The organism is Pseudovibrio exalbescens DSM 16456 (assembly GCF_000422785.1).
GTDB classification, from domain to species: Bacteria; Pseudomonadota; Alphaproteobacteria; order Rhizobiales; family Stappiaceae; genus Pseudovibrio; species Pseudovibrio exalbescens.
This window is the reverse complement of the sequence record NZ_KE383918.1, coordinates 178,731-199,110: the sequence shown is the minus strand read 5'-3', so window position 1 is coordinate 199,110 and position 20,380 is coordinate 178,731. Positions and strand designations below refer to the sequence as shown.

The following is a 20,380-nucleotide window of genomic DNA, read 5'->3' as shown; positions in this document are numbered from 1 at the left end:
ATCTTTTCATGGCCGCCCCCCATGTCCCGCCCTTTTTCGTCGAGACCATCATGTTTCTCTCTGCCGCCGTGGTGGCGGTCCCCCTTGCCAAGCGTATCGGTCTGGGGTCTGTGGTGGGTTATCTTGTGGCCGGGGTTATCATCGGCCCCTTCGGCCTGAAGTTTTTTGAGGAGCCTCAACAGATCCTCACTTTTGCGGAACTGGGGGTTGTACTCCTCTTATTTGTCATAGGGCTCGAACTTGAGCCCGCCCGCCTCTGGAAAATGAAACGGGACATCTTTGGCCTTGGGTCCGCGCAGGTCATCATAACCGGCGTGGTGCTCTGCGCGATCTTCTGGCTTTTGGGGCAGCCTACCAATGTGGCGCTGGTGGCCGGCTTTGGTCTGGCCCTGTCCTCAACGGCATTCGCCATTCAAATCCTGCAGGAGCGCGGGCAACTGAGCGCGCCTTACGGCCAGCGCGCATTCGGCATCTTGCTGTTTCAGGACATGTCCATTGTGCCGTTGCTATCCATGGTCTCGCTTCTGACACCCAAGATGGGACAGCAATCCTATACAGACGTCGCCATTGAAGTGGCCATGCTGGTGGGGGCGGTGGCCCTCGTCGTCATTGTCGGTCGTTTCCTGCTTTCACCGATCTTCAGTTTCCTGGCCAGCAGCCGGGCGCGCGAGGTCATGTTGGCGGCAGCTCTGCTTGTTGCCCTTGGCAGCGCCGGCTTGATGCAGCTTGTTGGGCTGTCCATGGCGTTGGGCGCGTTTCTCTCCGGTGTCATGCTGGCTGAATCAAGCTTCCGCCACACTCTTGAAGCAGACATCGAGCCCTTCCGCTCATTGTTGATGGGGCTGTTTTTCATCGCAGTCGGCATGGCCCTGCAGCTGGACATCATCGCCGCCAACTGGTTGATTGTCGCCGTGGGTGTTCTGGCTCTGATGATCCTGAAAGGGAGCATCATCTGGGGGCTCGCCCGTGCATTCGGCTCCTCCAACTCCGATGCACTGCGTATTGCCGTGACCCTGCCTCAAGGGGGTGAGTTTGCCTTCGTGCTGTTTGCCGCCGCCTCGGGCAGCGCAATCTTGCCCAGTGATACCAACAATATCCTCACGGCCATCGTGATCCTGTCCATGTTGCTGACACCGCTTGCCGGTCTTGGACTTGATTTTCTGGCCCGGCGCTTGAAAAAGGCCGGTGTTCCTGCCGAGCAGATCGAGGGCTTTGGTACGGCCCATCCAAGTGTGTTGATTGTAGGTTTCGGCCGTTTCGGGATGATGGTCTCGCAAATGCTGACCTCCGAAGGCATCTCGATTACCGCGCTGGACAACCGACCCGATCGCATCAACTATGCCCGCAAGTTGGGCTACAGCATTTACTACGGAGACGCCACACGACTTGACGTCCTCAAAGCAGCAGGTGGAGACACGGCGACGCTTATTGCCCTTTGCATCGAGAATGACCAGATCATGCGTCAGGCTGTAAAGCAGATCCGCGCCGAGTTTCCCAATGCCGCGATCTACTGCCGGGCGACGGACCGCGCCCATGCGCTTGATCTGCATCGACTGGGCGTGGATTTCCAGATTCGCGAGACGTTCGAGAGCAGTCTCGTGTTTGGTCGGGCAGCTCTGTCGTTTCTTGGATTGCCTCAAGATCGGATTTCCGAGATCGAGGCCGATGTGCGTGCGCGCGATGAAGAACGTCTGCAACTTCAACTGGAAGGCGGCACTTATGCCGGGGCAGAGATGCTTCACCAGCGGACGCCACGGGAAGAACAGGAACGTTCAGAAGCCGAAGCGCGTCCTCGGGAAAGCAATCATCCTTGATTTGTGCTTGAAAACACTTTTAATGCGAGCCACATAACCCTCCAGTCATTGTAGTTTTATGAGGCTCGCCATGGCACAGGACTATTCCATAGGGGCTTTGGCCCAGTGCACCGGCACCAAGGTCCAGACCATTCGCTTTTATGAACAGCGCGGTCTGCTGCCCGCCCCGCCCCGGACGGAAGGCGGCCAGCGGCGCTATACCGAAGAGCACCTTCGGCGACTGGCCTTCATTCGCCATGGTCGCGATCTTGGTTTTTCGCTGGAGATGATTTCCGAGCTGATGGAACTCAGCAAGCATCCGGAGGCCGTGTGCAAGGACGCTGACAAGATTGCCGCTGCCCACCTGGCCGAAGTGGAAGCCAAGATCAAACGGCTGGAACTGTTGCGCTCGGAACTGACCCGCATGCTGGACCACCGCTGTGATGGGCGCATTGAAGAATGCCGCGTAATAGAAACATTGTCGGCGGATACGCCGCTGCCACTACAACAAAACAAGAACTGACAGCACCCATGACCTCCCCCCGTCCGGCGGCACGGCAGCCGGCCAAATTCACCCGTGGCTCAACGATGCGCCACGTTCTCGTGATGACATCCACTGGCTCCATTGGGCTGGTTGCGATCTTTATCGTTGATTTTGCCAATCTCTTTTACATCTCTCAGCTCGGCATAGCCGAACTGGCAGCGGCGATTGGTTATGCCGGGACGATCGTATTCTTCAACACAGCTGTCGGCATAGGTTTGTCGATTGCCACCAGCGCCAACGTATCCCGGCGTCTGGGCGCAGAAGATCTGGATGGTGCGCGGCGCATGGCGGGCACATCGTTGATGGCAGCCTTTGCCATTTCCGCGGCTATCGTATCTCTCGCCTACCCTTTTCTGGGGGACATCGTCGCCGCCCTTGGGGCGCGTGGTGACACCTACGAATTCGCGCTGTGGTATTTGCAGATCGTCATTCCCTCCATGCCGCTCTTGTGTTTGAGCATGGCATTGTCGGCGTTGTTGCGTGCCGTGGGAGATGCCAAGCGGGCCATGTATCTGACCCTGCTCGGCGGTGTTGTCATCGCGGTTTTCGATCCGATCTTCATCTTCGTGCTGGACATGGGGCTGACGGGCGCCGCTATCGTTTCCGTTGCTTCACGGGTCTTCATGGTGCTGGTCGGCTTTTGGGCCATCACGCGGTACCACCACCTTCTGGCCCTACCGGAAATGGCTTACCTGCGTCCAGATTTGAAAGCATTGATGGCGGTCGCCCTTCCCGCCGTTCTGACCAACGTGGCTACCCCCGTTGGCAACGCCTGGGTTACCTACGAGATTTCCGCCTATGGTGATGGAGCAGTGGCCGGTTGGGCCATTGTTGGCCGGGTCATTCCCGTTGCTTTTGGCGCATTGTTCGCACTTTCGGGCGCGGTTGGCCCCATTCTGGGTCAGAACCTTGGCGCCGGCCTGTTCGATCGGCTTGGCCAGGCATTGCGCGATGCCCTCAAGTTCGTTGTGACCTATTCACTTCTGGCCTGGTTCTTGTTGTACCTGATGCAGGAGCCTTTGGCGGACTTCTTCAATGCCTCGGGCGACAGCCGCAGCTTGCTGGCGTTCTTCTGCACCTTCGCCGCAGCCGGCTTCCTGTTCAACGCGGCCTTGTTTGTCACCAATGCAGCCTTCAACAATCTGGGCTACCCGCTTTACTCCACGCTATTCAACTGGGGGCGCGCAACGCTGGGCACCATTCCCTTTACTTGGGTTGGCGGTGCACTTTATGGCGCCAATGGCGTGCTTGCAGGTCAGGCCATTGGTGGAGTTCTGTTTGCTGTGGCGGCACAAATCATCTGTTGGCGCACACTCGGCAAACTCAAGGAACGCCACCAACACCAGAACGCGCCCGCCAGCGCGGCACCAGACATGACAGGTGCCGCCCTTGAGGCTGGCCAGCCCCTGCGAAATCGCTAGGGCTGGCTTTTTGCAGGCAGCCACGTTATTTAGCGCTTAAACAGGAACTATTGCGATGATGATGAACAGAATGGATACCCCCCGCGTTCCCAACGAAGCCAAAATTCGCTATCTGGACGGCGACTTTCAAATCCTGTCCGCTGGCGATTTCGTGCGCTGCGCCGTCACTGGAGAAGTCATTCCTCTGGATGAGCTCAAGTATTGGAGCGTGTCCCGTCAGGAGGCCTATGTGGACGTAATTGCAGCCAACAAGCGCTACGAGGAATCCGGTCGCGAAGCCTGACCTCCACCGATATCGGCTTGCACTCAGGGGCGAGAATACCGGCGATCCTGCAGTCTCTTGGTCAAAACGGCCATGAGACGGTCCGGATCGCCGAGTTTCATTTCCACGTCCAGAACCGCTGTTTTTGAGGCCAACCGCGCCAGTTGGGGCTGAGCACTTCCCTTGATACGAACGAAGTCCTTGGACGTGGTGACAGGCAATAGGTCCTTCCCTTCCACCAGGCTCAAGATGTATTCCGCATCCTCTTCCGTATAGGCGTGATGGTCTGGAAACTCCAGGGTCTCCACCAGTTCTGCGCCAACCGTCTGAAGGGTGTCAAAGACCTTCTGTGGCCGTCCGATGCCGGCAAATGCAACCACCTTTTCCCCATCCACGCTGTCCGGGTATTGGGCTGTGATACGAGCCCGGATCACTTCCAGACCGCGCCGGGCTGCACTGCGCAAGGCCTTCTTCTCGCCAGCCCCCTCCCCCACGAGGATCATCAGGTCGGCATGACCGATTTGTGTTGCTACAGGTGCCCGCAAGGGGCCTGCGGGCAAACACTGGTTGTTGCCAAACCCGGTTGCCGCATCCACCACGACCAGACTTATATCCTTGTAAAGGGATGGATTTTGAAAGCCGTCATCCATCAAAATGACATCAGCCCCGGAACGCTCAATCAGCTGAGCCCCCTTCACCCGATCCGCACTCACGAAGGTCGGCGCGCTGCGCACCAGCAGCAAGGCTTCATCACCCACATCCTCGGCCCGATGTAGGGCCGGCTCGACGGCCACAGGCCCCTTGGCCGCCCCGCCATAACCACGCAGCAAAAACGCAGGCTTGTAGCCAGCTTGGCGCAACAGCTTGGCAAGAGCCAAGGCAAATGGGGTCTTGCCCGATCCACCAACCGTGAAGTTGCCAATGCAGATCACGGGCACTGCCGCGGTGTAGCGCGGGGCCTGTTTCATGCGCGTTCCTGCAACAAGGCCGTAAATGGCCCCAGCAGGGGCCAACGCAATGGATTGCCACGTCAGGGTGGGTGACCACCAAAAACCCGGGGATTTACGAGGCACTTCTTATACCTCACCCGTTGATTGTTCACGGGCCTTTCCGGACACCGCCTCAGGCAGGATAGGCGCCAGCGCCTTCAAGGTTTGATCCAGCGCCCCTGCACCGGCCGCGACCAACTCCTGCGCCTTCAGGGCCAGGGCATCTGCCTCATCCGGATGTGTCAACAACCGCTCAACGGCCTCAGCCAAGGCAGCAGGATTGGCCACTTTCAAAGCCCCACCCTCGCGATTGAATTGGCGATAGACTGCCGCAAAGTTGGTCGTTTTTCCGCCAGATAAAATAGCACAATGCATCTGCGCCGGCTCCAGCAGGTTATGTCCACCGATCGGCACCAGCGAGCCGCCCATGAATACAATGGGGCACAGCTTGTAGAACACCCCGAGTTCCCCAAGGGTGTCCGCCAGATAGACTTGGGTCTGTGTTGTGATGGGATCACCCGTTGAACGCTTTGCAACGCTCATGCCAAACCCCTTAACCTCCTGCGCAATCAGGTCTCCGCGTTTGGGGTGGCGTGGCACAATGATCGTGAGCAAATCGGGAAACCGCGGGCCCAGCAATTGGTGGGTCTCCAGAATCTGGGTTTCCTCGCCGGGGTGTGTACTTGCCGCCAACCAGACCGGGCGCTCCCCAATCTCTTGCTGCAACGCTGCCACCACCGCCGCATCATAGGACAGGGGCTGACCATCAAACTTGATGTTGCCTGAATTGCATGTGGCGCCAGCGCCCAGCGCTTCAAAACGACGTGCATCCTCAGCAGACTGGGCAACGACCAGATCCACGGCACCGAACACGGCCTTGGACAGGTTGCCCGCGCGTTGCCAATTGCGAAACGAAGTTTCCGACATGCGCCCATTGATCACGGCCAACGGTATGCCGCGCTGTTTCAGCTCTGATATCATCACCGGCCAGATCTCGGATTCCACCGTAATGGCGAGGTCCGGCTGCCAGTGGCTCAGGAAGCGGCGCATGTTGGGCAAAGTGTCATAGGGCACGAACTGGTGGATCAAGCCCTCAAGTTGCACTTGGGCGACCACCTGTGCGGAAGTCAGGGTTCCGGTTGTCAGCACAACGGAAAGGCCGCCATCAAGCATGGCCTTGACGACCGGCAACACGGCGTTGGCCTCCCCGACACTCGCCGCATGAATCCAGACGAGTTTGCCCGCAGGGCGCGGTTGAGAGGCAATGCCGAAGCGCTCCCCGCGCCGTGCCGGATCCTCCTTGCCGGCGCGCACGCGCCGTTGATGGAAGAACCTCAAGAACGGAGTTGCGGTCACACCGACCGTTCGGAAGGCCGTCAGCAGGGCCGACGCCATCCTAGGCTTATCATCCCTTGGCGATGGCATAGGCTTTGTCAGTGACCTCGTTCATGGCGTTTTCCAGTTTCAGGCGGTACATTTCCAGATCAGCCTCACTGGCATCTTCTGGTACTGGAATGGGCTCACCAAAAACCAGACCGATCTTGCTGAAAGGCAGGTTCAGGCTGGCTTTGTCCCAGCTGTTAAAATCGTAGTGTCGGCTGGTTGCAATAGCAATGGGAAGCAGCGGGCGACCGGAGTGTTTTGCAAGCTGAACAATACCCATGCCCGCTTTTCTCGCAGGGCCCTTTGGCACATCTGCGGTCATCCCCATGGTGGTGCCCTGTTTGAGGGCGCGCAAGGCAGCTACAAAACCACGCACACCGCCGCGTTTGGCGATCTGGTCTTGGCGCTGAGAGCCGGAAGCACGGATAAGGCCAATCCCAAGCTTGGAAGCGGCAATGGCGTTGATCTCCCCGTCATTGCTGCGAGAGATCATGACACTGCATGGCCAGTCTTTGGGCCGCGCAAACGGCACCATAAAGTGCTGGCCATGCCACATGGCGAGAACGAAAGGCTGTTCGGAAGCGTATTCCTCATAGAAGTTGGCTGGCTCCATGGTAAGTGTGCTTGTTCTGCGCACCAGCCACAAATAATAGGCCAACGCATTGCCGAGTACCTTTAGAACAATGGGGTGGCGGCCCAACTTCTTCAGCATTTCTGTCCATTCATAAGAGCTCGTCGACTTCCCCGTGAAGCCGGCGCCTATTTACCCTCGTTTTCCGGATCAAGCAAACGGTGCATGTGGACGATGAAATAACGCATGTGCGCATTGTCGACCGTGCTCTGCGCCTTGGCTTTCCAGACCTTGTGCGCCTCTGCGTAATTCGGGTAAATGCCGACCAGATCCAGATCTTCGAGGTCGCGGAAATGCAACGTACTGGGATCGTCCAGCTCGCCCCCAAAGACGAGATGCAGCAGTTGTTTCGAATTTTCTTGCTCAGACATTGTTTTCTCCAACACCCAATTTGCGCGGTTAGACATGAAAATAAGCGTGGCTACTCATAGGTAGTAGCCATTACCTGAAGCTTATTAAACAGTCCACGCGCAGACGCCAGCAGAGCCGGATGTTTTGTGGTTGATTTGTTGTAGAGAAGCCGATTTCCGTGCATATCCACCAGCTGTCCACCAGCTTCCGCAAGGAGAACATCAGCTGCCGCAAGGTCCCAATCGCGGGCTCTAGCTCGCGCCATGCCGGCATCCAGCCGTCCAGCCGCAACCATGGCGAATCTGTAGGCCAGAGATCGGATATAAGGCGCGTACACCAGCCCGGATGCTTTGGCCTCCTGCGAGTCCAGCAGTGTCTTCGGTCCCGCCACATTGGCCCCGTTGAGGGTGTCCAGTTCGCCAACCGTTATGCGTTCGCCATTCAAAAACGCCCCCTGCCCAATAACAGCGGTGAACATTTCATCGCGCACCGGGCAATAGATCACGCCCGCAGCGGGCCGCTGGTTCTCCACCACAGCCAATGACAGACACCATTCCGTGCGTCCTTCCAGAAACGCGCGCGTGCCATCTATGGGGTCCACGACAAAAATCCGGGCGTTGTCAAGCCGGCTGAGGTCATCCTCGGTTTCCTCGGAGAGCCAGCCGTACTCAGGGCGGGCCCGGCGCAATGTGTCGGCGAGAAATTCGTCCACCTCGATATCCGCCACGGATACCGGGCTGTCGCCTTCCTTCATCCAGGTGCGCGGATTGTTGCCAAAATACGAGAGAGCGATCTGCCCCCCTTCCTTGGCCGCATCCACCAAAAGGTCCAGATCCGCGATGTTTTCCCTATCAGCTTCCTGCAATCGTCAGTCCTTCCACCCGTACGGAGGGCGTTGCAACGGCGTAGCGATCGTCCAGATCACTGGCCGGTGTCAGGTTCAGGAACATGTCTTTCATATTGCCGGCGATGGTGATTTCGCTGACCGGATAGGCCAGTTCACCATTTTCAATCCAGAAACCAGAGGCCCCACGGGAATAATCCCCGGTGATGCCATTGGCACCGTGGCCAATCAGATCCGTCACCAACAAACCAGTGCCGATGTCTTTCATCATCTCTTCCGGTGTTGTCGAGCCCGGCTGCAAGGTCAGGTTGGTTGCACCCGGCGATGTTGTCGAGCCGGACCGACGCGCACGCCCATTGGGGGTCAGACCCAGTTCACGGGCAGCAGCACCATCAAGCAGCCACGTCTGCAACACCCCATCCTCGATCAATGTCAGCAACTCGGCGCCGGCGCCCTCTGCATCGAACGGCATTGTGGCCCCGCCACGCGGTTTGTGGGGATCATCGGTAATCGTGATGCCGCGGGCAAACACCTGCTTGTCCATGAAGTTCTTCAGGAAGCTGGTGCCACGGGCAATGCTGGCGCCATTGATAGCCCCGGCAAAATGCCCCAGCAGAGAGCGAGCGGTGCGAGGCTCGTAAATGACCGGGACCTGCGTTGTACTGACCTTGCGTGGATTCAGGCGGCGCACGGCGCGTTGCCCGGCCAGCCGTCCCACGTCTTCCGCAGCTGACAGCTCCTCCCAATAGGTCCGGGAATCAAACTCGTAATCCCGCTCCATGGCCGTGCCGTCACCAGCCACTGCCGTCATGGAAAAACTGGTGCGGGAGCGTTCATAAGCCCCGAGGAAGCCATGACTGGTGGCCAAAACCAGCCCCGACGTACCCCAGCCGGCACCTGCGCCGCCGGACTTGGTCACACCGTCCACGGCCAGTCCGGCCGCTTCCGCTTCGAGGGCCAGTTGTGTCAACTCATCCACGGTAACGTCGCGAGGATCTTTCAGGTCGAGACTGGGAATGTCTTTTAAAAGCCGCTCAGGTTCGGCAAGGCCAGCAAACGGATCTTCCGGAACGACCCGGGCCATGGCAACTGCTCTTTCAGCCAGGCTTTCCGGCGATTCCAGTGCATTTGTGGAAACACTTGCCACTTGTTTGCCCAGAAAAACCCGCAGGGTGAAGTCTTCCCCCTCGGACCGATCCGTTGCCTCGACCTTGCCTTCACGCACTTGCACGCCCAGTGCAGATCCGGTTACCGCCACAGCATCGGCGGCGTCTGCGCCGGCTTTCTGTGCCGCCTCAACAAGACGCAGGGCATGCTCTTCCAATTGCGATTTGGCTTTTACGTCGGTCATCAGTCTTCGGCCTCCATCTCTTCTCCTTGGTGTTTAGGATGCAATCGGGGCACGAGCAAGCGCGGGAGAACAATATTTCGTCGTGCCCGCCCCCATATGCGCGACCCATAAGGGAACCCACGCCGGATTCCCAGTCTGCCCCATTGTGGTCACCATTTGCTAACCCTCTTTAAAAACACGGAAATTTAACCGTGTTTCTTAAGCAGATGCCGACGCCCTCCCCCTAAACTCAGGGTCATAACCAGCCCGCATAACAAATAAACAGACGGGCGCATCAAACAGGGTAGTGTCGTGGGGCGTCACCAAACTTCCATGGAAGCCAAGGCGCCGGGGTTCATCACCGTATCGAACCCCGGCCGGCTTCCCATCACATTCAAAGCCACTGTCGCACCGTTTCAGAGCGGCGCGCGGTCTCAGACTGAAATAGGTGTCGTGTTGGATCGCGACCAGGTGCAAACCGTGGAAATGGTTGGCCCTGTTCGGGTGCGACGCCAATATGCGACCTCTGATTTTGACGGGATCGCGGTTGTCATACGGCCCGTCAACTCGGATCTGCCACGCATGCGGCTTGAACTGCGTCACCGCAGAAATGGCCTTTGCATTCCTCTGCTGGATGCCGATGATCTGACCGACATCGTCGCGGAATGGCAACTCTGGGCGAAGGCTCTGGCTCTTCCGCTGTTGATGGCCGATGCAGATACCGGGCTGAGCCGTGTCGCCAACGCACCGCAACGGCTTTGGATGACCACCCCTTGCGCGCGGCGCAAGAAACATGGCCCGACCCGTCATCGCCCCCGTTTTCTAGTCGCACGAGAGCCGGGCAATGGCGCGCTCATGAAACCGATCGCGCCTCTCCCAGCCTGTGATGTATCCTGACAGCAGACGATCCGGGGCGTCGTTCACACCCAGATGCTCAAGAGCATGCCGGCAAACAGCAGCCACCCGTACTGAGCATTGGATTTGAACAACCTCAGGCACTCGTCGGGGTTGTCTATATCCAGCTTCTTCATTTGCCACCCAAGGTGCACCGCACCAGCGGCCACCCCTGCATAGGCCGGCCAGCTGAGCCCGGCAAAAAAGACAGCAGTCGCAAACAACAGCGTGGCGCCGCCATACAGGATCACCAATGCAAGCCGGGTTTTTTCTCCAAACAGGCGGGCCGTGGAGTGAACACCGACAATGGCATCATCCTCTTTGTCCTGATGGGCGTAAATCGTGTCATAGCCGATGGTCCACAAAATGCCGCCCAGATACAAGAACACCGGCGCCATTGACAACGAGCCCGTGGTTGCCGCCCAGCCCACCAGCGCTCCCCACGAAAACGCAAGCCCGAGAAACAGTTGAGGCCAATTGGTTACCCGTTTCATGAAGGGGTACAAGGCCACCACAGCCAGCGAGGCCAGGCCCAACAGGATGGTGAAGATGTTGAACTGCACCAGTACCAACAACCCGACCAGCGCCTGAATCACAAGAAAGCCCAGCGCCTGACGTGGTGTCACCTGCCCGGCGGGAATAGGGCGCGAGCGGGTTCGTTCAACCTTGTCGTCGATATCGCGGTCCACAAGATCATTGTAGGTACAGCCCGCGCCGCGCATGGCCACCGCGCCAACCCAGAACAACACCAGATACCAAAGGTTGATCATGGAGGCCTCGACATGGGCTGTTGCCATGGCCAGCGACCACCAACAGGGCCATAACAGCAACCACCAGCCGATGGGGCGTTCCCAGCGGGCCAGACGCGCATAAGGCCGCACCGGTGCTGGCAACACCGTATCAACCCAATGACGTTTGACCGCATCGGCAACCGGGCCTGTGTCCTTGGTCCTGAGAAAGCTGATCATTCAAGATCTCCCTGCTGGTCATCAACCGTGAGAGACTTTTTCATGGTCACAGGTGTCAAGGTCAAGAACGCACGCTCAATTAGGGCCGTTTTTTTTGCATGTTCCTGCGTTTGAACGTCCACCACCATCTGATGAATGTCGAGGGTTCTCAGGTCATCTTCGATGCGCGCCAGCAGGGTCACCCAGGCCAATGGGCTCGCAAGGCCGTTTGGCACATGGAGAAAATCGAATACGGCGATCCGCCCTCCGGCCGCCACGGAGAGCAAAAAACCGCAGACTGCAAAGCCGCAGGGCACACCGTTTTCCGTCAGCACCCATGCCTGCCCCTCAGAGGCATCCACCAGCAAAATGCGCAGCAGTGCCATATCCGCATCCGTGAGCGCCAGCTGCCCCAAAGCAACCTGTTCTTTTACATAGGTCAGGAATAGGCTCTGGTTGAACGGCGTCACGGACTGCGCTTGGTAGGAAATACGCGGCATTTTACAGAGTCCTCCCCTTTGTTTCGTTTACGCAGCTCAGCAGTCATGCTAGAGGCTCCTCCAGACAAAGACGGATCGGGACCGCGCCTGTCCCCCACTCAAAATTCAGGGTTACACCACCATGAACGTTCTTCTCATCGGCTCTGGCGGCCGTGAACATGCTCTGGCCTGGGCTTTGGCCAAATCCCCGGTTTTGAACAGGCTCTTCGTTGCACCCGGCAATGCGGGCACGGAAGAACTGGCACAGAATGTCACGCTGGACGTCAGCGATCACGACGCCGTGGTTGATTTTTGCGAGGAGAACGCCATCAGCTTTGTCGTCGTGGGGCCGGAAGTCCCGTTGGTCGACGGGCTGGCTGATACGCTGGAAGCGGCCAACATCCGCACCTTTGGGCCGTCTCAGGCGGCCGCGCGTCTGGAAGGCTCCAAGGCGTTCACAAAGGAAATGTGCATGCGCGCTGGCGTTCCGACCGCTGCTTATGGTCGGTTCGACACTGCCGAGGCTGCCAAGAGCTACGTGAAGACACAGGGCGCCCCGATTGTGATCAAGGCCGATGGGCTGGCCGCAGGCAAAGGCGTTACCATTGCCCAAACCGAGGCAGAGGCATTGAGGGCCATTGATGAGTGCTTTGACGGCACCTTTGGGGCCGCTGGCGCCGAGGTTGTGATTGAGGAGTTTCTGGAAGGCGAAGAGGCGAGTTTCTTCGTCTTGTCCGATGGCGAGAATGCCCTGCCACTGGCGACAGCCCAGGATCACAAGCGCGCCTTTGACAATGACACAGGCCCCAACACGGGCGGCATGGGCGCTTATTCGCCTGCTCCGGTCATGACCGAAGAAATGGTAGAGCGTGTCATGACGCAGATCATCAAGCCGACCATCAAGGACATGAAGGATCAGGGTTGCCCCTTCAAGGGCGTTCTCTACGCGGGCCTGATGATCACCTCTGATGGCCCCAAACTGATTGAGTACAATGTGCGTTTCGGCGATCCGGAATGTCAGGTGCTGATGATGCGCCTGAAGAGCGATGTCCTGCCCGCACTGCTTGCATGTTCTGAAGGTATTCTTGATGATCTGGAAACCGAATGGACGGACGAACCGGCCGTCACCGTGGTCATGGCCGCCAATGGATATCCCGGCAGCTATGAGCGCGGCACGGTGATCAAGGGAGTGGCGGCTGCGGCTGAGGATCCGGACGTGGAGATTTTCCATGCGGGCACCAAGCTCGTGGATGGCGCTCTGACCGCAGCAGGCGGGCGGGTTTTGAACGTGACCGCCCGCGGCAAGACCGTATCCGACGCCCAGGCCAAGGCCTACGCTGCCATCAAGAAGATTGACTGGCCAAAAGGCTTCAATCGTACCGACATTGGCTGGCGCGCCATTGAACGCGAGCAGCAGGGATAACACTTCCCGAATTTGGAGAAACCCACCGCCCTCTCCTCCCCACGCCTGTCATCCCGGACAAGCGCAGCGCCGATCCGGGATCCAGCAGGCACTACGGCGTGCGGTGGTTTTCAAGGTTGATGCTAAGTGTTTCCCTGCGGCTCTGGATCCCGCGTCAAGCGCGGGATGACAGCCTGCAATGAAGCACGAGGCTGTGAGCGAGTGAAACCCGTGCGACTATCCTAACCAGCATTGTCATACCGGCCCCCGAGCCGGTATCCAACATGACAGGCGCTCCACCTCCGCACCGTCGTCATGCCGGACATCGATCCGGCATCCATAGTCCCAAAGCCCGGCGGGTATAGCAAAGGCCCGACTGGACCCCGGCTCGTTGGCCGGGGTGACTGCAGAGTGAGAGGGAATGCTGTCATCCTCACGCCCGCTGGATTATCTGGAATCGCAGCCCCCTCAGCGGCACTATAAAGCAGCACAACGTTTATGAGGCCCGCCAGACTGGCCTCCCTGCCAGCGTCATCCCGGCCCCCGAGCCGGTATCCAACATGACAGGCGCTCCCCTCCCACCACTGTCATGCCGGACCTTGATCCGGCATCCAGAGTCACTAAGCCCGGCGGGTGCGGCAGAGGTCCGGCTGGACCCCGGCTCGTTGGCCGGGGTGACGGTGTTAGGGTGTAGAACCGGTTAGCCAATGGAACGGACGCGCCTATTCTCCCCACGCCTGTCATCCCGGACAAGCGTAGCGCAGATCCGGGATCCAGCAGGCACTACGGCGTGCTGTGGTTTTCAAGGTTGATGCTAAGTGTTTCCCTGCGGCTCTGGATCCCGCGTCAAGCGCGGGATGACAGCCTGCAATGAAGCACGAGGCTGTGAGCCAGTGGAACCCGTGCCCCTTTCCACCCCACCGATGTCGTTCCGGCTTTGCGGCTGTTCAGCTCTTGATGTGTGCTTGCCAATACTGGTGCAGCGCGTTGACGTCTGAGCTTGAAAACAACGGCATGCACTCTTTCAGGTGCTCATCAGGCCAGTTCCACCACTGCATCTCCAGCAACTGCGCGATTTCGGGGGCACTGAATCTGAAACCAATAGGCTTTGCCGGGTTGGATCCGACGATCTGGTATGCCTGCACGTCCTTTGTGACGACCGCACGGCTCGCGATGACGGCGCCGTCGCCAATGGTCACACCGGGCATGATCATGGCCTCGGATCCAACCCACACATCATTTCCCAGCACTGTATCGCCGGCGCGCCGGAATCCGTCCTGTGCTCCTTCGAACGCGGGGTCTTGTTGGTAGAAGAACGGGAATGTGCTGATCCAATCGGTGCGATGGCCTTGATTGCCAGCCATCATGAAGACGGCACCGGAACCAATGGAACAGAAACTTCCGATAATCAACTGATCGACATCGTCTCTGTCCGGCGCCAGATAGCGGGCGCAATCATCAAAGCTGTGCCCGTGATAATACCCCGAATAATAGCTGTAGCGGCCAACCTTGATATTGCGATTGGTCACCTGTTCGTCGAGCGGCTTGCCTTCAAAAGGGCTATCAAAGTAGTTCATGAAAACGGTCCTATCCGGAGCTTAATAGCAAACCGGTTTGAAACGGGAAGTCTGCCTTGCCCGCAAATCCGGGAGGTGTTCGGCCTATCACAGGCCAGTTTGCGAGGCCATGGCGAGCGCGATGGAAAATGTCACGGAACCCGCATCTTTGGTGCCACAAATGCACAATCAATTTGGCAGCAGGAGCTGAGTTGCTTATGGTGGCCGCACTCAGTGACCAGTACAGCAACGGATCGGATCTCGGCATGTCTCAACCTCGCATCGGAGTAGCTCTTGGCGGCGGTGGTGCGCGTGGACTCTCCCATATTCCGGTTCTGCAAGCCCTTGACGACCTTGGCATTCAGCCGTGTGCCGTCGCAGGAACATCGATCGGCGCGCTGATTGGCACAGGCTATGCCAGTGGCATGAGCGGCAATGACATTATCGACTTGGTGCAACGTGTCTTCGGTGAACGCAACGCGTTGATGTCCAAGCTGTGGGCGCTGCGCCCCAAGAAATTGTCGGAAATGTTTTCCGGCACTGGCCTGATGCAGTTCAACTCCATGAAAGTACTGGAAATTTTCACAGAAGGCGCCTTGCCCGATCGCTTGGAAGACTGTCCAATTCCCATGTCTGTGATCACGGCGGACTACTACAATTCCAGCGAGTTGATCCTGCGCGCCGGCCCCGCCATGCAGGCCGTTGCCGCCTCCATCGCCATCCCCTACGTGTTCCGACCCGTGGAATGGGAGGATCGCGTCCTGATTGATGGTGGCGTCGTCAATCCGCTACCGTTTGATGTTTTGCCGGATACCTGCGACATCCTGATCGCGGTGGATGTGGTGGGCCGACCCACGCGGCGAGACGATCGCAAACTCCCCAAAGGCACCGAGTCCATGTTCGGCGCCATGCAGATCCTCATGCAGTCGATCACGCTGGGCAAGTTGAAGCGCCGACATCCGGATATTCTCGTGCGCCCGGACATTGAGCGGTTTCAGGTACTGGATTTTCTGAAGACCGACGAAATTTTGAGTGCCAGCGCGCCGGTGCGCGAGGACGTCAAGCGCAAGCTTGAGCTGGTGATCGAGGAGAAAATCACGCAAGGGGGGCGCCACATTGCCCACAAGGGGGAGCGACCGGACAACCCGGCAGCCCGCCAGCATGGCTGAACCATGCTGGAGGATGGGCCAACGCCGACTGAAGGTACCGGGGCAGCTTTAATGGCACGCCCTATACGCTGACGAGGAATTTTGGCTCGCCGGCGCCACCATGATTTCGCATCCGCTGAATGGTCTCGTCCGACATCAGAACCTCGTTCAATGCCGTCTGGTCGGTTACCGTCATGGTCAGCCCGACGTGGCCCGAACCGGCCGGGTCCATATAGCTGCACACATCCGTTGCAACGTGCTTCAGGCTTTCAACACGGTTTTCGTGATTTTCCATCCACTTCTTGGGGTCATCGGCGCGCAGCGTCACGATCAGTTTCAGCATGTCTACCTCGTTCTGCTTGACAGGGCACAGCGCATCCGCGCCGCAAGCCGTCAACTATTGCCAAGAAGCAATGGTAACGCACCCACCCGTAAACTCAACCGAGCACTCATCACGATTTTCGACCAATTGACGACCGGGTTGAAACAGTTCTTCAGCGCCGTTGTTGAAAAAACGCGCGCAGCAAGTGCTGACAATCCCGCTCCGCAAGACCGCCATAGACCTCTGGTGCATGATGGCAGGTGGCTTGAGAAAAAAACCGCGCACCGTGTTCTATGCCGCCGCCTTTTTCGTCCGCTGCGCCGTAGTACAGCCGCCGAATGCGGGCGAAGGAAATTGCGCCAGCGCACATGGTGCACGGCTCCAGCGTCACATAAAGATCGCAGGTATCCAGACGTTGGGACCCCAAAACCGCACCCGCCTGCCGAATGGCCAGAATTTCCGCATGTGCGGTCGGGTCGTTCAGTTCCAGTGTCCGGTTGCCGGCGCGGGCAACCACTTGTGCCTCTTTCACGACCACACACCCAATGGGCACTTCACCGCGTTGCTGTGCAAGGCGCGCCTCTTGCAATGCCTGATCCATGAAGCCGGAGTTGTGGAGTGTTGACGTCATGCGCCAGAAGCTAGCGCGCCCGGGCCCTGCTGTCATCTGTCGCAGCTGTTGCAGCCATGCTTACCCCCGTGCATTTTTTGCCAAAAAAGCTCTTGTGCGGACTGCAAGGAGTTGCCTTATTCCTTGTGTCTGCTATGACGCGTCAACTATTATCCAACGTCGGGCTATTTGCGCGCTTTGAGGCGCCACGTGCTGTTGTCAGCGCCGCCCGACCCGGCCGTACAGGCCCCCAATTCAAGACAGGCCCGACTGATGACCAAGCGCTTTGACAAAACCGACGACAAAGCCAAACGTAAAACTGCCAAAAACGCCCCTGTGAAGGGACCGCGAGCAGCAAAAACCGGCAAACCCGGAAAAGACACCAGGACGAAAAAGGCGGATAAACCGGCAGCAAGCGGCAACGCGGCACCGCAAGCCGTCTTGTCCGGCGAACGCATTGCAAAAACCATGGCTCGGGCCGGGCTGTGTTCGCGCCGCGAAGCGGAAACCTGGATTGAGGCCGGACGGGTGGTCGTCAACGGCACCGTATTGACCACGCCAGCCTTCACCGTAACCCCCAAGGACAAGATCGTGGTGGATGGCGAGCCTTTGCCCCAGCGCGAGCGCACCCGTTTGTGGCTGTTCCACAAACCAAGAGGGACCGTGACCACCAACAATGATCCCGAGGGGCGGAAGACCATTTTTGATGTGCTTCCCAATGACATGCCGCGCGTTGTTACCGTGGGCCGTCTGGACATCAACACGGAAGGCCTTTTGCTGCTGACCAACGATGGTGGGCTGTCGCGGGTGATCGAACTGCCAACCACCGGCTGGCTGCGCCGCTACCGTGTGCGCGCCTTTGGCAAGGTCACTCAGGAACAGTTGGATGCCATCAAGGACGGTGTCGCCATTGACGGCGTTCTTTACGGCGCGATTGAAGCGACGCTGGACACCGTTCGCAAGGACAACGTCTGGCTGACCATCGGCCTGCGCGAAGGCAAGAACCGCGAGGTCAAGAAAATTCTCGAGCATCTCGGTCTGTCGGTGAACAGATTGATCCGGATTTCCTTCGGTCCGTTCCAGCTTGGCGACTTGGGCGAAGGGGAATTGCGGGAAATTCGTGGACGCGTGTTGCGCGACCAGCTGGGCGAACGTCTGGTTGAGCAGGCCGAACTGGATTTTGATGCGCCAATCCTGCATCAGCCCGCCCCCAAGCAGGAGGCGGACAAAAAGAAAAAGAACGCCAACAAGGGGCGCGCAGGTGGCGGTTGGATGACTGCCAAGGAAGCCGAAGCGCTACTGGCCAAGCAGAAGAAGCGCAAGGACGACCGGCGTGCCACCGTGCACGCCACGCCAGACACGGCAAGTCGTGACAAGGATCGCGGGCAGGATTCTGATGAACGCGGCCATCCATTTGGTGCCCGCAAGGGCATTTCGCGCGGACAGGACCGCGCAGCGCCCACCCGGTATGATCGCAACGAACGCGGCGCAGGGCGTGGCGCCCCGTCCCGCTCAGGTCGGGATGACCAAGGTGAGGGGCGGCCAACAAAGCCTATGCGCGTATGGTCTGCTGATGGCAGCGAGGCAGAGTATGTCCGCCCGAAGGACGACGCACCGCGCCCGGCTTCAGAGGCCAAGAAGCCGGATATCCGCCGAACAGGTGTGCGGGCGCAGCGCGGCGGCTTTGATACCTTGAGCCCCGTTGCGCGAAAAGCCGCCGAAGCCCGTGAGGATCGGGAAGCGCCGGCCCCGCGGCGGGGTCGTGGCCCTGGCAAACCCAGCAGCAAGCCCGGCGGCAAGCCCTTGGGTAACAAGGGGCCGGGACGCGGATCCAGCGAGGGCCGCGGCGATACCGGCAGAGGCCCACGCGGTCGCAAGCCCGGCGGTTTCAAGCCTTCGTCACCCAGAGGGAGAAAGTAAGACGTGCGCATTGTTGGGGGACGTTTTCGTGGCACTGCTCTGGCCACACCCAAGTCTCAGGATACCCGTCCGACATCAGACCGGTTGAGAGAAACGCTGTTCAACATTCTCGTGCACGGAGACAACAATCCGGTTCATGATGCACGGGTGCTGGATCTTTTTGCCGGTACCGGCGCCCTTGGCATTGAAGCCATGAGCCGGGGCGCGCGTTACTGCACCTTTGTTGAAATGGGTGTGGAAGGGCGCGGGTTGATCCGCAGCAACATCGAAGCGACCGGTCTGATGGGCGCCACCAAGATTTTGCGCCGCGATGCGACAGCACTGGGGGTCGTGGGCACCATGGAGCCGTTTTCACTGGTGTTCATGGATCCTCCCTACCTCAAGGAGTTGGGAGAAGCGGCATTGGCCAGCGCGATTGACGGTGGATGGCTTTCATCCGGCGCCGTGATCGTTTGGGAAGAAGATGCCCGCGCTGCGCTCATGGTTCCGCAGGGATGTGAGCTGGTTGATCAGCGCAAACAAGGCGATAGCCAAATCGCCCTCCTGCGTTACACTGGATAGCCCTGTCAAGGCTATCAGGGCGTATCCTGATCTGCAATGCCGCCGCACACAGCCTTGAACGCCGCTGGTACGCCCGCTCTTGTAACAATCGCAACATCTCCTCTCACTCTGCTGTCACCCCGGCCAACGAGCCGGGGTCCAGATGGGCCTCTGCCGCACCCGTCGAGCTTTGTGGCTCTGGATGCCGGATCGATGTCCGGCATGACGACGGTGCGGAGGTGGAGCGCCTGTCAGGCTGGATACCGGCTCGGGGGCCGGTATGACAATGTTGGGTAGGATAGTCGCACGGGTTTCACTCGCTTACAGCCTCGTGCTTCATTGCAGGCTGTCATCCCGCGCTTGACGCGGGATCCAGAGCCGCAGGGAAACACTTAGCATCAACCTTGGAAACCACAGCACGCCGTAGTGCCTGCTGGATCCCGGATCGGCACTGCGCTTGTCCGGGATGACACGCGTGGGGAGAATAGGCGCGTCCGTTCCATTGGCTAACCGGTTCTAAACCCTAACACCGTCACCCCGGCCAACGAGCCGGGGTCCGGCCGGACCTCTGCCGCACCCGCCGGGCTTAGTGACTCTGGATGTCGGTTCGGGGGCCGGCATGACAGTGGTGGGGTGGAAAGGGGCGTCGGTTTCATTAGCTCACAGCCTCGCACCTTTTTTTGCAGCCGTCATCCCGCGCTTGACGCGGGATCCAGCGCCGCAGGGAAACACTTAGCATCAACCTTGAAAACCACAGCACGCCGTAGTGCCTGCTGGATCCCGGATCTGCGCTGCGCTTGTCCGGGATGACACGCGTGGGGAGCCCAGTCTGGCGGGCCTCACAAACGCTGTGCCGCTTTATAGTGCCGCTGATGGGGTTGCGATTCCAGATAGTCCAGCGAGCGTGAGGATGACAGCATTCCCTCTCCCTCTGCGGTCACCCCGGCCAACGAGCCCGGGCCAGCCGGGCAATTGCTTAAACACCATGCTGCCAACGCAGAACGCCGCTTCAAA

General features: G+C 59.0%; 20 protein-coding genes. 9 read left to right on the top strand and 11 right to left on the bottom strand.

Going from position 1 to position 20,380, the window contains the following annotated elements; all coding sequences use genetic code 11:
• Positions 1-8 precede the first annotated feature (8 nt).
• The 4 genes from G512_RS0115560 to G512_RS0115545 all read left to right on the top strand — a co-directional run bounded on the left by G512_RS0115560 (position 9) and on the right by G512_RS0115545 (position 4,041).
• The gene (locus G512_RS0115560) at positions 9-1,814 is read left to right on the top strand and encodes a monovalent cation:proton antiporter-2 (CPA2) family protein (protein ID WP_028482514.1); all 1,806 of its coding nucleotides are present in this window, start codon (positions 9-11) and stop codon (positions 1,812-1,814) included.
• 70 nt (positions 1,815-1,884) lie between these two features.
• Complete coding sequence (locus tag G512_RS0115555) at positions 1,885-2,316, top strand: MerR family transcriptional regulator (RefSeq protein WP_028482513.1); 432 nt, start codon at positions 1,885-1,887, stop codon at positions 2,314-2,316.
• Entirely contained in the window at positions 2,253-3,758 is a 1,506-nt protein-coding gene (locus tag G512_RS0115550; RefSeq protein ID WP_228130523.1) for an MATE family efflux transporter, read from the top strand. Before G512_RS0115555 ends, G512_RS0115550 begins: the two co-directional genes overlap by 64 nt.
• A gap of 58 nt (positions 3,759-3,816) precedes the next feature.
• On the top strand, positions 3,817-4,041 hold the full coding sequence (locus tag G512_RS0115545; RefSeq protein WP_036489961.1) for a DUF2093 domain-containing protein: 225 nt from the start codon (positions 3,817-3,819) through the stop codon (positions 4,039-4,041).
• A gap of 23 nt (positions 4,042-4,064) precedes the next feature.
• On the opposite strand, the gene lpxK is transcribed toward G512_RS0115545, so the two are convergent.
• From lpxK to G512_RS0115515, 6 genes are read right to left on the bottom strand one after another with little or no spacing between them, the layout of a single operon-like run.
• Positions 4,065-5,093: a tetraacyldisaccharide 4'-kinase gene (gene lpxK, locus G512_RS0115540; protein WP_028482510.1), complete on the bottom strand. Its 1,029-nt coding sequence runs from the start codon at positions 5,091-5,093 to the stop codon at positions 4,065-4,067.
• A 3-nt stretch (positions 5,094-5,096) separates the two neighbouring features.
• Entirely contained in the window at positions 5,097-6,404 is a 1,308-nt protein-coding gene (locus tag G512_RS0115535; RefSeq protein ID WP_028482509.1) for a 3-deoxy-D-manno-octulosonic acid transferase, read from the bottom strand.
• A gap of 10 nt (positions 6,405-6,414) precedes the next feature.
• Positions 6,415-7,104 carry a lysophospholipid acyltransferase family protein gene (locus G512_RS0115530; RefSeq protein WP_028482508.1) on the bottom strand — a complete coding sequence of 230 codons (690 nt, stop codon included), beginning with the start codon at positions 7,102-7,104 and terminating at the stop codon, positions 6,415-6,417.
• A 47-nt stretch (positions 7,105-7,151) separates the two neighbouring features.
• Positions 7,152-7,394, bottom strand: a complete 243-nt coding sequence (locus tag G512_RS0115525) for a DUF4170 domain-containing protein (protein WP_028482507.1) — start codon at positions 7,392-7,394, stop codon at positions 7,152-7,154.
• A 50-nt stretch (positions 7,395-7,444) separates the two neighbouring features.
• On the bottom strand, positions 7,445-8,239 hold the full coding sequence (locus tag G512_RS0115520; protein ID WP_028482506.1) for a 3'(2'),5'-bisphosphate nucleotidase CysQ: 795 nt from the start codon (positions 8,237-8,239) through the stop codon (positions 7,445-7,447).
• Positions 8,226-9,569, bottom strand: a complete 1,344-nt coding sequence (locus G512_RS0115515; protein WP_028482505.1) for a TldD/PmbA family protein — start codon at positions 9,567-9,569, stop codon at positions 8,226-8,228. The genes G512_RS0115520 and G512_RS0115515 overlap by 14 nt, the downstream gene beginning before the upstream one ends.
• 291 nt (positions 9,570-9,860) lie before the next feature.
• On the opposite strand from G512_RS0115515, the gene G512_RS22235 reads away from it, so the two are divergent.
• Positions 9,861-10,445 (top strand): DUF6101 family protein, encoded by a 585-nt coding sequence (locus G512_RS22235; protein WP_143181448.1) that lies wholly within the window; start codon positions 9,861-9,863, stop codon positions 10,443-10,445.
• Positions 10,446-10,468: 23 nt separating this feature from the next.
• Here G512_RS22235 and ubiA read toward each other — a convergent pair whose 3' ends face one another.
• Positions 10,469-11,410 carry a 4-hydroxybenzoate octaprenyltransferase gene (gene ubiA / locus G512_RS0115505; RefSeq protein ID WP_028482504.1) on the bottom strand — a complete coding sequence of 314 codons (942 nt, stop codon included), beginning with the start codon at positions 11,408-11,410 and terminating at the stop codon, positions 10,469-10,471.
• Positions 11,407-11,889, bottom strand: coding sequence for a GNAT family N-acetyltransferase (locus G512_RS0115500; RefSeq protein ID WP_028482503.1), 483 nt, complete (start codon positions 11,887-11,889; stop codon positions 11,407-11,409). The genes ubiA and G512_RS0115500 overlap by 4 nt, the downstream gene beginning before the upstream one ends.
• A 121-nt stretch (positions 11,890-12,010) precedes the next feature.
• On the opposite strand from G512_RS0115500, the gene purD reads away from it, so the two are divergent.
• Complete coding sequence (purD, locus tag G512_RS0115495) at positions 12,011-13,291, top strand: phosphoribosylamine--glycine ligase (RefSeq protein ID WP_028482502.1); 1,281 nt, start codon at positions 12,011-12,013, stop codon at positions 13,289-13,291.
• Positions 13,292-14,217: 926 nt separating this feature from the next.
• On the opposite strand, the gene catB is transcribed toward purD, so the two are convergent.
• Positions 14,218-14,847, bottom strand: coding sequence for a type B chloramphenicol O-acetyltransferase (gene catB / locus G512_RS0115490; RefSeq protein WP_028482501.1), 630 nt, complete (start codon positions 14,845-14,847; stop codon positions 14,218-14,220).
• 197 nt (positions 14,848-15,044) lie between these two features.
• Here catB and G512_RS21415 point away from each other — a divergent pair, with 197 nt between their 5' ends.
• Positions 15,045-15,995: a patatin-like phospholipase family protein gene (locus G512_RS21415; RefSeq protein WP_073833402.1), complete on the top strand. Its 951-nt coding sequence runs from the start codon at positions 15,045-15,047 to the stop codon at positions 15,993-15,995.
• Positions 15,996-16,056: 61 nt separating this feature from the next.
• On the opposite strand, the gene G512_RS0115480 is transcribed toward G512_RS21415, so the two are convergent.
• Positions 16,057-16,317 (bottom strand): hypothetical protein, encoded by a 261-nt coding sequence (locus tag G512_RS0115480; protein ID WP_028482500.1) that lies wholly within the window; start codon positions 16,315-16,317, stop codon positions 16,057-16,059.
• Between the two features lie 151 nt (positions 16,318-16,468).
• On the bottom strand, positions 16,469-16,927 hold the full coding sequence (locus G512_RS0115475) for a nucleoside deaminase (protein ID WP_028482499.1): 459 nt from the start codon (positions 16,925-16,927) through the stop codon (positions 16,469-16,471).
• A 252-nt stretch (positions 16,928-17,179) separates the two neighbouring features.
• On the opposite strand from G512_RS0115475, the gene G512_RS21410 reads away from it, so the two are divergent.
• Both G512_RS21410 and rsmD read left to right on the top strand, forming a co-directional pair.
• The gene (locus tag G512_RS21410; protein WP_051269444.1) at positions 17,180-18,826 is read left to right on the top strand and encodes a pseudouridine synthase; all 1,647 of its coding nucleotides are present in this window, start codon (positions 17,180-17,182) and stop codon (positions 18,824-18,826) included.
• Between the two features lie 3 nt (positions 18,827-18,829).
• Positions 18,830-19,387, top strand: a complete 558-nt coding sequence (rsmD, locus tag G512_RS0115465) for a 16S rRNA (guanine(966)-N(2))-methyltransferase RsmD (protein ID WP_028482498.1) — start codon at positions 18,830-18,832, stop codon at positions 19,385-19,387.
• The last annotated feature ends 993 nt before the right edge of the window (positions 19,388-20,380 follow it).